At 63.9% G+C, this 12,539-nt stretch carries 9 protein-coding genes; 6 read left to right on the top strand and 3 right to left on the bottom strand.

Features of this window, described 5'->3' with window-relative positions; all coding sequences use genetic code 11:
- The first annotated feature begins 38 nt into the window (after nt 1-38).
- The 6 genes from QRN04_RS08660 (at nt 39) to QRN04_RS08635 (ending at nt 8,855) form a co-directional block, all read left to right on the top strand.
- Nucleotides 39-2,036, top strand: a complete 1,998-nt coding sequence (locus tag QRN04_RS08660) for a cellulose biosynthesis cyclic di-GMP-binding regulatory protein BcsB (protein ID WP_284975615.1) — start codon at nt 39-41, stop codon at nt 2,034-2,036.
- Nucleotides 2,026-3,672: an ArnT family glycosyltransferase gene (locus QRN04_RS08655; RefSeq protein ID WP_284975614.1), complete on the top strand. Its 1,647-nt coding sequence runs from the start codon at nt 2,026-2,028 to the stop codon at nt 3,670-3,672. Before QRN04_RS08660 ends, QRN04_RS08655 begins: the two co-directional genes overlap by 11 nt.
- Entirely contained in the window at nt 3,669-5,627 is a 1,959-nt protein-coding gene (locus QRN04_RS08650) for a glycosyltransferase (RefSeq protein ID WP_284975613.1), read from the top strand. The genes QRN04_RS08655 and QRN04_RS08650 overlap by 4 nt, the downstream gene beginning before the upstream one ends.
- A 140-nt stretch (nt 5,628-5,767) precedes the next feature.
- A complete protein-coding gene (locus QRN04_RS08645) occupies nt 5,768-6,946 on the top strand; it encodes a GGDEF domain-containing protein (protein WP_284975612.1) in 1,179 nt (392 codons plus the stop codon).
- Nucleotides 6,943-7,440, top strand: a complete 498-nt coding sequence (locus QRN04_RS08640) for a hypothetical protein (protein WP_284975611.1) — start codon at nt 6,943-6,945, stop codon at nt 7,438-7,440. Before QRN04_RS08645 ends, QRN04_RS08640 begins: the two co-directional genes overlap by 4 nt.
- Nucleotides 7,437-8,855 (top strand): putative bifunctional diguanylate cyclase/phosphodiesterase, encoded by a 1,419-nt coding sequence (locus QRN04_RS08635; RefSeq protein WP_284975610.1) that lies wholly within the window; start codon nt 7,437-7,439, stop codon nt 8,853-8,855. Before QRN04_RS08640 ends, QRN04_RS08635 begins: the two co-directional genes overlap by 4 nt.
- Nucleotides 8,856-8,935: 80 nt before the next feature.
- Here the strand turns inward: QRN04_RS08635 and purL are convergent, their stop codons facing one another.
- Genes purL through purS form a run of 3 tightly spaced genes read right to left on the bottom strand, consistent with a single transcriptional unit; the run spans nt 8,936 to nt 12,280 of the window.
- On the bottom strand, nt 8,936-11,245 hold the full coding sequence (gene purL, locus QRN04_RS08630; protein ID WP_284975609.1) for a phosphoribosylformylglycinamidine synthase subunit PurL: 2,310 nt from the start codon (nt 11,243-11,245) through the stop codon (nt 8,936-8,938).
- On the bottom strand, nt 11,242-12,027 hold the full coding sequence (gene purQ / locus QRN04_RS08625; RefSeq protein ID WP_284975608.1) for a phosphoribosylformylglycinamidine synthase subunit PurQ: 786 nt from the start codon (nt 12,025-12,027) through the stop codon (nt 11,242-11,244). The genes purL and purQ overlap by 4 nt, the downstream gene beginning before the upstream one ends.
- Nucleotide 12,028: 1 nt before the next feature.
- Nucleotides 12,029-12,280 (bottom strand): phosphoribosylformylglycinamidine synthase subunit PurS, encoded by a 252-nt coding sequence (gene purS, locus QRN04_RS08620; RefSeq protein WP_011773385.1) that lies wholly within the window; start codon nt 12,278-12,280, stop codon nt 12,029-12,031.
- Nucleotides 12,281-12,539 lie beyond the last annotated feature (259 nt).

Here is a 12,539-nt window from a genome sequence, read left to right as displayed (position 1 = left end):
CATACTCTTTCGCTGCCTAGTTACTCAGGACTGACAACGTGCCCCGAACCCCCGTCACGACCACTTTGAAACGCCCCGTTCTCCTGGCCTGCGCCGCCACGCTCCTTTTCTCGGGCGTGGCAGCACCGTCAGCACTGGCGGCTGGCCCTGCCCAGGGAGCGGGCTACCAAACGAGCTCCAGCGTGTCGGCGCTCGCAGGCCAAGCTGAGCAAACCTTGGTTGTCCCAGTAACAGCGGGCTTGGCACCCACCCGGGTCAGAGGCACGGTAAATGTATCGGGCAAACCCGAGGGGACCATCCGGGCAACGGTGAACGGCCGGGTGGTGTTGGAGGCCAACGCTGCCGCTAACCTCCCGCTTGATGCCGCGGTGTCCGCCGCCGATGTCACGGACCAGCAACTGATCGTGGGGCTGCAGTTCGAACCCCTCAATCAAGCCAAATGCATCGTGTCCAGCTCCACAGCGACGCTCAAAGGGTTGACCGTTGATTTCTCGGGGACTGCGCAGGCGCCCACCACCATAGCCGAGTTTTTCCCGGCCTCGGTCCCCGCCGTCGTGGTTTCCGTTCCCGCGGATCCTCGCGCTGATGTGTCCGCTGCCGTCATGGCGGCTTCTGCCGCGATCTCGTACCGCTACCCGAATGCATCCGTAAGCGTGGTTCCGGATGCCGAGGTCGCTGGGCGTGTGGCGACCCTTCCGCCGGGCAGCCGTCTGGTTACTGTCCTGCCGGACCAAGGTGAAACCAGCACTAAGCTCGGCACGGCTGCCGGCCTGCCCCAGCTGATCCTCAGCGGCCATGACGAACAACTCCGCACGGCGGCGCGTGCCTTGGCCAGCGATAAGACCGCGCTGGCAGCAGCGGCCGCGGTCACCGGACTCACCTCCGCGCTGCCGGCGTCGCCCGGCCTGACGCAGAGCCTCAAGGACCTCGGCAGCGCGACGCTCAAGCTCTCTGGCTACGGGACGCCGGAATCCTACGTTGGCATCAGCCAATCGCAATTCGGTGGCCCGGTTTCAGCCGTGAAGATCCAGCTCAAGGGAACCCATACGGCCGTCCCCACCAACGCGCAGGCGCAACTCTCGGTGTACTGGAACGATTACCTGCTGAGCTCCCAAAACCTCGACGGCGGAGACAGCTTCTCGGTCGACGCCGATGTTCCTTCCGGGCAGCTTCAGGCAAAAAACGGCCTGCGCATCCGGATGGCTGCATTGCCGGTTGGCGGTGACTGCAACGGTCCCACCGGCGCGATGCCCATGGAGGTAACCCTGGACACTGCCGGAAGCACCGTAACTGCCGTTCGTGGTGCCTCATCGAAGCCAGGCTTCCAGAGCTTCCCGCAGGCCTTGGGGCAGAGCCTCCCCGTGGCGTTTGGTGGGGGTGGCGCCCAGGCGAACACCATCAACGCAGCCACATTGGTGGCGGCCCTTCAGCGTGAGAGCGCACAGTTCCTGGACACCCGTCTGGTCGGCATGGACGCATTCGCTGACTCCGCCGAGTCCGGCTTGGTTGTGGGCGCCACCACAGAGATTGCCAACAAGCTCTCGGCGCCGTTGCGCTTGGCGGAGTTCCGTACCATTTCGCCTGGGGACATCCAGTACGGCGTGGGTACCAACGCGCCGTATGGCGTGCTCGAAGCTTTCGACCAGGGCGGCCGGGACGTGTTGATGTTGGGAGCCTGGACGCCAGGGTCCGACGCCGCGGGGACGGCAACGCTCCAAGGTTCCCTTGCGTCCCATGTGGCCACCGTGGAGGGAGGGTGGGCTTCACTTTCCAGGAACCTGTTGGTGACGCAGCCGGCAGGGACGCCGGTGTTGTTGGACAGCAACGCTGTGGTCCCGCAGAAAGCCGTGACGGACGACTACCGTCCGTACGCATGGTGGATCGGCGCGGCTGTGGTGCTCCTCGTGCTCGCTTTGGCGCTGCGGACGTGGCTGTCACGACGGCGCGCCGCGGCAGCGCGCGCCTACGTGGATGCCGAACTGCACGCGACTGAACCCAGCCAGTCCGAATCCAGCCAGCCCCCCCATGGCGACTAGCGTCTCCATCAGTCCGAGGGCCGCATGGGAACGGCTGGGCGCCCCGGTTCAAGGCCGTAAGGTTCCCGGTACACGGATCATTGCAGTAGCGGCTGCAGTGGTGGGGTATGCGGCCTGCCTTTACTCGATGGGGCATGGCATCAACTTGGAGTACTCCGATGCCCAAAGCCACCTGACCATCGCTCGACGCATCTTTGACAGCAAGGCCCCAGGGTTTGAGCAGCTCGGTACCGTCTGGCTGCCAATGCCCCATCTCCTGCTGGCACCGTTCGTGCTGAACATGTGGCTCTTCAGCACGGGCTGGGCCGCGGGGCTGCTGGGTATCCCCGCCTTGTCAGGTACCGCCACGGGCCTGTACCTGATCGCGGCCCGGCTTGGCCTGGGGCGCTCCGGACGGCTGGCCACCACATTGGTGGTCCTGGCAAACCCCGCGGTCCTGTACGTCTACACCACGGCATTGACCGAGCCGGTGCTGATCATGTGCATTGTGGGCGGGATGGCAGGGTTGGCGCATTGGTCCACCAGCCGGCGTCGCATGAGTGCAGGCGAGTTGGCAGTCTTCGCCGGGATTCCCTCCGCCGCCGCGGTCCTCTCGCGGTACGAGGGCTGGGCGCTGGTGATGACGGGAACATTGTTTGTCTTCATCGTGGCCAAACGCCGGACAGGCCGTTGGCGGGAAGCATTCGTTATGGCCGGCGGCTATGTCATGGTGCCCGCCGCTGCTGTGGCGTGGTGGATCTCTTACAACTGGGCCGTGTACGGCAATCCGCTGGAGTTCATGTTCGGGCAGTACTCCGCGTACGCGCAACAGAAAAGCATTACCGACGGCGGCCTGTTGCCCACCAAGGGAAACCTCGGCCTCACACTGGCTACTTTCCACTGGTCGCTGCTGGAGACGGTGGGCGTCGTCGTCCTCGTTTTGGCCGCGTGCGGCGGCGTTGTCCTCGTCTTTCGGCGCGGCCTGGCCAACAGCACCCTGTTGGTGGCCGTGAGCGGCAGCGCGTACGCGTTTGCGTTGGTGAGCCTGTTTCTGGGGCAAACGGCCATCAACAACGATCATTCTCTGCCTACCTCGTGGTGGAACAACCGTTTTGCCCTCACGGCGCTTCCTCTGCTGGCCATTCTCGTAGCAGTAGCGGTCGAGGAGTTGGCTCGTCCCAAAAAAGTCCGCCGGTGGCTGATAGGAGCGCTCCTGGCGGCCCTGTTGGTCCAAAACGTCTGGTGGAGCGCGGATCCCGCGGCCAGGCTTGCCGTACTGGCCGAGGGAAAGATGTCAGCGGATTCCACCACGAATTCCACCGCCGCTGCCCGTTGGCTCCACGAGCAATACCAATCCGGTGGCATCCTCATGGACGAGAGCGCGCGCGGGAACGCGGTGCTCCCCGTGTTGGGCATCCCGCTCAAGGATATTTTCAACAGGGCTTCGGGTGACTACTTTGCTCCCGCGCTGAGAGCCCCGTCCAAGTACGCCAAGTGGGTCTTTGTCAACGTCGAAGGCGGCACAGGGGCAACGGACTCCGGCCCCACGGATCTGGTCTACCAGGCGATCCTGAAGGACCCGTCTTTCCCGGTCCGGTACTCCTTGGCCTTCTCCACACCGACCCACCGGATCTATGAAAGGACCTCAGACTCATGACGCCGCCTCTCCACCGAGGTACCCCCGGGCTGGACAGGCAGCCGATCGGACAAGCTTTGATTGCGGCGGGCCTCATCAGTCCTGAGCAGCTTGGGCGTGCCCTTCGCCGTGCCTCCAGCGAAGGGGGACTCCTGGGCAGGCACCTTATCCTCGAAACCGGGCTGGACCGCCGTCGTGTCTATGAGGTGCTGGCCCGGCAGTGGGACGCACCGCTGGTGGACCTGGTAGCTGAGCCCACTGATGACGAGCTTATGGAGCAGCTCAATTTCAGCTCGTTGGGGGAGCCGCAGTGGCTGCCTTGGCGGTTGGATGACGGTGTCCTCACGCTCGCTACGGCTGTGGCGCCGTCGGAGGACATCGCGGCGGACGCCCGCGGGATCTTCGGAGTGGACGACGTCGAATTCCGCACCACTACGGACTGGGACATCAACCAGTCCATCCAGCGTTCCTTCCGCCGCCACCTCCTCTACGAGTCCGCTGAGCGGCTCGCAGAAGAACGGCCGGGGGAGTCGGCGCGCATAGCCTTGACGCCATGGCAGTGGTACCTTCCCTTGGTCCTCCTGGCAACCACGGTGGTTGCGTTCCTGGTGGAGCCGCTCACCGCGGTGACGGTGTTGCTGGCAACGGCAAACGTCGTTTTCCTGGTGAGCATCGGCTTCAAATCCTTGGCCAGCCTCCGCCGCCCGTTCGACCTGATCCGGGACGCGGGCACCGCCAAAGCAAGGGACCGTGAAAGGGCGCGGCGAGGACTTCCACCCATGACCGGAGAGCGAGTCCCGGACGGTGATCTTCCGGTCTACACCATCCTGGTTCCGGTATTCCGGGAAGCCAACATCATCGACAAACTTCTCACCAACCTCGGCCGGCTGGACTACCCGCGGTCCAAGCTGGACGTCTTGGTCCTCCTCGAAGAAGACGACGCCGAAACCATCGCAGCAGCCAAGGCGTCCAGGCCTCCGGAATACGTGCGCATCCTGATCGTGCCAAGGGGGGAGCCGCAAACCAAGCCACGCGCATGCAACTACGGGCTCACCTTTGCCAGGGGTGAGTACGTGGTTATTTACGACGCCGAAGACCGGCCCGAGCCAGGTCAGCTCCGGGCATCCATCGCGGCATTCCAGCAGGACGAGTTCGAACGCAGGCACCTCAACCCACACCGCAAGCCCCTCATCTGCGTGCAAGCGGCCTTGAACTACTTCAACGCCGACCAGAACGTCCTCACACGCATGTTCACCATCGAATACACGCACTGGTTCGATTCCATGCTCCCGGGACTGGACAACTCAGGTATCCCGCTGCCCTTGGGCGGGACCTCCAACCATTTCGTGACGTCCTTGCTCAAAGAGGTTGGAGCGTGGGACCCGTGGAACGTCACTGAAGACGCGGATTTGGGACTCAGGGCCGCCGTGGAAGGTTACCGGGTGGGAGTCATCAACTCCACCACCTGGGAGGAAGCGTGTTCGCAGGTTCCGGCCTGGATCAAGCAGCGCACGCGGTGGATCAAGGGGTACATGGTGACCTCCGCTGTGAACACCAGGAACTCCCTGCGCTACATCAACAGCACGGGCGTGGCCGGCGCCGTCGGGTTTCTGGGTTTGATCCTTGGGACGCCGCTGGCTTTCCTGGCGTACCCGCTGGTTGTCGGCTTCACCATCGTGACGTACGTGGGCTACGACGTCGTCGGGCTGGTGTTGCCCTCGTGGTTGCTGGTAGGCGGAGTGGTTTCCATGCTGTTCGGCAACGCCATGATGATTGTGGTATCCGGTGTAGCCACCCTCCGGCGCCATGGCTGGCGGATCGCGATCTTCGCCCTACTTAACCCGTTCTACTGGGTGTTGCATTCCGTGGCTGCCTGGCGTGCCGCCTGGCAGATGCTGACGAGTCCGCACAAATGGGAGAAAACCCCGCACGGCTTGGAGGAAGAATTCCACGACGACGGCCACTGGGCTGGATAACTCAAAAGACTGCGTGACTCACCGGCTCGCTGCTTGAGCCATTCTTGAGCCAATCTTGAGGCAACGCCGCAGGGAGGTTGAGCCGGCTGCGCGACACTTGCTCCAAAGGCTCATGCAGGACCAGCTGAGGGGGTTGGACCGTGGTGCTGGATTCGTTTTCAGTGAGGGTTGCTTTGGGGGTGGTCACGGTCACCCTCCTGGTGCTTTTCTGCGCATCGTACCGCCGCACACGCTCCCCTTACGCCGGCTGGTGGAGCGTAGCCCTCCTCGAATTCATGCTGGGCAACACGGCATTCCTGCTCAACGGCACTGTGCACCAGCAATGGGCAAATCCAGCGGGCAATGTGTTGGTGGTAGCCGGAGCCTTCAGCGTCTGGGCCGGTGCCCGTACCCTGCGGGACTTGAGAGCCGCTCCGTGGCAGCTCGCCGTGGGTCCTGGGATCACAGCCATCGCTTCCTTTCTCGAAAATCCCGCCGTCAACGTTTGGTCCGGCGGCTTCGTGTACCTGGCGATGATGACGGCCGGTATCAGTCTCGCCGCCCGAGACCTTTGGTTTATTAAGGCCAACCACTCCCAGGTCCACAAGGCACTGTCCTTGGCCGCTTGGCTCTTGGCCGTCTACTACTTGGGACGCTGGGTGGTCTACGCAACGCAAGGTCCCGCCAGCGCAACCTTCAAGACCTACTTTGGCCCGGCTCCCTCGGGGCTGGTCTCCATGGTGCTGTTAGTGACGGTGTCCTTCAGCATGACGGCCCTCAGCACCGATCAACTCATCAAGGGACTCCGGGAGCGCGCCACGCGGGACCACCTGACGGGCTTGTTGAACCGCGGAGCGTTCCTTGAACTGGCCAACTCGGAGTTGAAGCGATTGCGCTCCAACGAGTCCGGTGCGGCGGTGGTCCTCGCGGACTTGGACAACTTCAAGGCCGTTAACGACGAATACGGTCATGGGGCGGGCGATGCGGCGTTGAAGGCCTTCGCGGATGCCTGCAGTGCCTCGGTGCGGTCCACGGACTTGATCGGGCGCTACGGGGGCGAAGAGTTCATCCTCTTCCTTCCGGGCGCCACCCAAGAGCGAGCCCAAAGCATTGCGGCGGAAATCAGCCGGCACATGGCAGCAACCAAGGTTCCCGAAGGTCTCACTTTCCCCACCATCAGTTACGGTGTGACCGCCAGCAGCCCCGCCCTCGCCAGCCTCAATTTCATGATCGAGGTAGCGGACGCGGCCCTTTACAGCGCCAAGGCACTAGGAAGAAACCGGATTGTAGGAGCGGATCGCCCTGGGGCGGCCACCATCGCGGATGAGGCAAGATCATGAATGAATTGACCACCAGGATCCAGATCCAGCACAACCAGGAGCTCTCGGCGTTCCGCCAGGACATCACCAGCCCCTCCTATCGGAGCAGCACATCGGCTTCATTGAACGCGGACCGCCGCTCGGTCCGGATGGCGCCAGTGCAGTCGGTGGGGGACGGCAACGCGAACTTGACCATAGTAGCCGACGTCGAAGGCCTCGCCTGGTTGACGGCCGACAAGGGCCTCCTGGGCAGTTGCATCACCGTATCCATAGCGGGGCACCGGCGAAACACCGGCACCCGCGTACACCTGCCCCTCGCCGAATGCGATGCGTGGATCGAAGCCATACTTGGCGGTTCCTGGATCACGCATGTGTACCGGGCCGGGAAGAAAGTGGAGTCCGACGGGAAGCTGGACATCGCGTCTTATCGAGTCTTCTTGGATGAGCGGCGCCACCCCGTGTCCAAGCCATCGGCCGTGGCCGATTCCAGCCTCCGGCGCTTGGAAGAATCGTGAGGTCCAAACACCCGCCTCCCGCGGAGTTGGACCCCAGGATCGGGAAATTGGAGCGCCACGTCCAGGCGCTGATGCAGGAACTCCACCAAGCGCGCTATGAGCAGCGGCGCGAATCCCTCCGAGACCCACTCACCGGGTTGGCTAACCGCTTGGCCTTGGTGAAGGCTTTCATCCAGGCGCAGGACGCCATGAAGCGCGGGGCCTCGCCCCCTGCCCTCCTCCTGCTGAATTTGGACGGGTTCAAGGCGCTGAAGAATTCCGCCGGATACGCTGCCGCGGACCAGACCCTGGTCACCGTGGCCATGCGCATCCGCTCCGCAGTGCGGGAGAACGACGTCGTCGCTCGCCTTGGTGGCGACGAGTTCGCGATACTCCTCCCCGCCACCGCCCAAGGCAAGGCAACCGCCGTCGGGAATCGCATTCTTGCCGCGCTGGAACCGAGTATCGACCTCGGCAACAACAGCATCAGGTGCCGGGCCAGTTTGGGGCTGCGGATCGCCGAGCCGCACCACAGCCCCGAAGACCTGCTCCAGGAAGCCGACATGGCCATGGAGGAGTCCAAGAGCGAGGGCCGGAACAAGCTCAAAGTATTTGATCCCGACATGTTGCACGCACGGCAGCTCCAGCGGCAGATCGTCGGGGAACTGCGGGAGGCCATCCGCTCGGACCAGCTGGTCCTCTACTATCAGCCGATCGTTGACCTGGCCACAGGCAAGATCAAAGGCAGCGAGGCTTTGGTCCGTTGGAACCATCCGGTGCACGGCATCATCATGCCGGACCAGTTCGTTCCCGTGGCGGAGGCAACCGGGTTGATCGCCGAGCTGGGCAGGTGGGTCCTGCGCGCCGCTGTTGGTCAACTGCGGCGGTGGCGACTTAATGAGAGCACCGCGCGGCACAAATTCTCCATGCAAATCAATGTCTCTGCCGCGGATCTTCAGAGCCTGGAGTTCGTGGACGACGTCCGTGAGGTCCTCGCGGGAGCAGGGCTGCCGCCGGAATCCTTGGTTCTGGAGCTCACCGAGAGTGCCATCATCCACAACAACGAGCTGGACCGGTACACGCTGGCGAGCCTGCAGCGGCTGGGCGTGGGCTTGGACATCGACGATTTCGGCGCAGGCTACTCGTCCATGGGCTACCTGCGGAAGTTACCGGTAGGCCGGGTCAAAGTGGACAAGCAGTTCGTGCAGGAGCTTGGCCGGGACCCGGAGCAGTTGGGATTCATCGCGGCGATCCAGCGGGTCATTCGTTCATGCGGGCTGGAAGGGGTCTGGGAAGGAATCGAGACCGCCGAGCAGGCCGAAGCCCTCCGGAGTATTGGTTGCACCAGCGGGCAGGGCTACTACTTTGGCAGGCCCCTGCCGGAACCGGAGTTCACGGCCCAGCTGGCCCGGCAATCCGTGTGGCCAGCCAGCTAATGCCGCCAGCGCAGCTGCGGCCAGCGCAGAAACAGGAAACGCGGGGCCCCATGTGTGGCCCCGCGTTTCCTTAGCTCGTCCTAGCCGAAGTACTTCGGCAGGGTAGCTTCGTGGGCTTCCTTGAGAGCCTCCAAAGACAGCTCGTCCACGCCGTTGATCTCCAGCTTTCCACCGGCGGCGTCCACAACGCCGATCCGGAGGTGGGCGAAGCCGCGGGCGGTGCACATGTCCTTGAAGCGGACTTCCTCCGAGCGGGGCACGGACACGATGGCCCGGGCCTGGGACTCGGAGAACAGTGCGGTGAACAGGTCCACGCCGTCGCGCTCCATGAGCTCTTCAAGCGCGATGCGCGCACCCACGCCGTAGCGCAGCGAGGACTCAACCAGGGCAGCTGCAAGGCCACCTTCGGAGAGGTCGTGAGCGGCGTCAACCATGCCGTCGCGTGAAGCGTTGATCAGGATTTCTCCCAGTTCACGTTCCGCGGCGAGGTTTACCTTCGGCGGCAGGCCACCGAGGTGCCCACGGAGGTTGGACCATTCCGAACCGTCCAGCTCTGCCGCGGTGGTACCCAACAGGTAGATGGCCTGGCCGTCTTCGCGCCAGCCCGACGGCGTGCGGCGGGCGACGTCGTCGAGCTTGCCGAGGACTGCCACCACAGGGGAGGGGTGGATCGGCGTGGTGCCGGTCTGGTTGTACAGCGAGACGTTGCCGCCGGTCACCGGTATGCCGAGCTCCATGCAGGCGTCCGAGAGGCCACGGATGGCTTCGGCAAGCTGCCACATGACATCAGGATCCTCGGGTGAACCGAAGTTCAGGCAGTCACTGACGGCCATGGGAACAGCGCCTGATGTTGCGACGTTGCGGTAGGCCTCAGCCAACGCGAGCTGTGCACCCTGGTACGGCTCAAGGTAGGTGTAGCGGCCGTTGGCGTCGGTGGCCAGGGCAACACCCAGGCCGGTTTCCTCGTCAACGCGGACCACGCCGGCGTCGTCCGGGAACGCCATGGCAGTGTTGCCGCCAACGTAGCGGTCGTACTGGTTGGTGATCCAGGACTTGCTGCACATGTTCGGCGATGCCACGAGCTCAGTGACGGCTGCGGCCAGCTCGGATGGAGCCGACGGGCGGCCGGCATCCTCGACGGAACCGGTGAAGGAGTTTGCCTGGACCGAGTCCTGCCACTCCGGGCGGGCAAACGGGCGGTCGTAGACCGGGCCGTCGTGCGCAACGGTGCGTGGATCGACGTCGACGATCACTTCGCCTTCCCAGGTGATGATGAGGCGGCCTGTGTCGGTCACTTCACCCAACCAGGAGTACTCCACGGCCCACTTGTCCATGACGGCTTCGAACGCTGCGATGTTTTCCGGGGTGACCACGGCCATCATGCGTTCCTGCGACTCGGACATGAGGATCTCGCCCGGGGTTAGCGTAGGATCGCGCAGCAGGACGGAGGTGAGTTCAACTTCCATGCCGCCGTCGCCATTGGAGGCGAGCTCGGACGTGGCGCAGGAAATACCAGCGGCACCAAGGTCCTGGATTCCTTCAACCAGCGAACCCTTGAAGAGCTCCAAGCAGCACTCGATGAGCACCTTCTCGGCGAAGGGGTCGCCCACCTGGACAGCCGGACGCTTGGAGGGCTTAGTGTCGTCGAAGGACTCCGATGCCAGTACCGAAGCGCCACCAATGCCGTCGCCGCCGGTGCGTGCACCGAACAGGACAACCTTGTTGCCCTTGCCCGATGCGTTGGCCAGGCGGATGTCCTCGTGGCGCATGACGCCCACGGCCAGAGCGTTCACCAGCGGGTTGCCCTGGTAGACGGAGTCGAACACCATTTCGCCGCCGATGTTCGGCAGGCCCAGGCAGTTGCCGTAGCCACCGATGCCGGCAACGGCACCGTGCATGACGCGGGCGGTGTCCGGGTGGTCGATCGCACCGAAGCGCAACGGGTCCATCACGGCAACCGGGCGGGCGCCCATGGAGATGATGTCGCGGACGATGCCGCCGATGCCGGTAGCGGCACCCTGGTAAGGCTCAACGAACGACGGCGAGTTGTGGGACTCGATCTTGAACGTCACGGCCCAGCCGTCGCCCAGGTTGGTGACGCCGGCGTTCTCGCCGATGCCAACCAGCATGTCCTTCTTCATTTCCTCGGTGACCTTCTCGCCGAACTGGCGGAGGTGGTTCTTGGAGGACTTGTAGGAGCAGTGCTCGCTCCACATGACGGAGTACATCGCCAGCTCGGCGCCGGTGGGGCGCCGGCCGAGGACCTTGACGATCTCGTCGAACTCGTTCTGCTTCAGGCCAAGCTCGGCCCAGGGGAGTTCGGTGTCAGGGGTCTTCGCAGCGTGCTCAACGGTATCGATGTTGAACTTCTTGGTGGTTTCCGTGGTCACTTGCTGCCTCCCACAATTTTGGTCAAAACGGAGGTGAAGAACCCCAGTCCGTCGGTGTCAAGGCCACCTGTTCCGTCCAGCGATTCCGGACCGAATCCGGCCTCCACTGCGTGCTCGGGGTGCGGCATGAGGCCCACCACGTTGCCGGCAGCGTTGGAGATGCCGGCGATGTCGCGGCGGGAACCGTTCGGGTTGAAGCCCACGTAACGGAACACCACGCGGCCTTCAGCTTCAAGGGCGTCCAGGGTCTTCTCGTCCGCGATGTACTGGCCGTCCTGGTTCTTCAGCGGCACAGTGATTTCCTGGCCGTCCTGGTAGTCCAGGGTCCACGCGGTGTTGGCGTTTTCCACGCGAAGGACCTGGTCCCGGCAGATGAACTTCAGGTGGTCGTTCTTGATCATGGACCCGGGCAGCAGGTGCGACTCGGTCAGGATCTGGAATCCGTTGCAAATACCCAGGACAGGGAGTTTTGCGTCGGAGTTTGCAGCCTTGACGATCTCGGACATCAGCGGCGCAAACCGCGAGATGGCGCCCGCCCGGAGGTAGTCGCCATAGGAGAAGCCGCCGGGGATGATCACGGCGTCCACGTCGCCGAGTTCGGAATCGGCGTGCCACAGCGGCACCGCCGTGCCACCTGCAAGCCGCACTGCGCGGGCGGCGTCGCGGTCGTCAAGGGTGCCGGGGAAAGTGACGACGCCGATTTTGGCGCCGGCGAGTTTGCGGGCACCATTGGCGTCGGCGGCGACGGCCACGGCCTCGCCAATCAAAGGGATGGACGTCATATCAGGCCTCGACAACCTCGACGTTGACGACGTCTTCGATGACCGGGTTGGACAGGAGTGTCTCGGCAGCTTCGCGGGCCTGGGCCAGGATAGCGTCGGTCACCTCGCCGTCGACAGTCAGTTCAAATCGCTTGCCCTGGCGGACTGCGCTGAAGCTGTTGAAGCCGAGGCGGGGCAACGCGCCCACGATAGCTTTCCCCTGGGGGTCCAGAATCTCGGGCTTGGGCATGACGTCAACGACGATCCGGGGCATCCGGTAACTCCTGTGCGTGAGTTGGGTGAACCTTAGATAAGGCTGCCGCGGAGGTGCCGTCTCACGCCGTTCTGTCATGAGGGCGCTCCGCGAGCTTGCACGACTATTCTACCGGGAGCGGCGCACTTACCCTATTCAGCCCGCTTCCGCGAGGACCACCCGCCGGGCCGGCGGAAATCGCGAGTTGAAGGCCCGACGTCGGCACCCTGTTGCCTCACGTCAATAGGTCCGGGAAGCGTGGTTCGTTGCCTCATGTGAA

Origin of the sequence: Arthrobacter sp. efr-133-TYG-104, assembly GCF_030208915.1 — a bacterium.
Lineage (GTDB): Bacteria > Actinomycetota > Actinomycetes > Actinomycetales > Micrococcaceae > Arthrobacter.
Note: the sequence above shows the minus strand (reverse complement) of the source record. Positions and strands in the feature narration are given on the sequence as shown.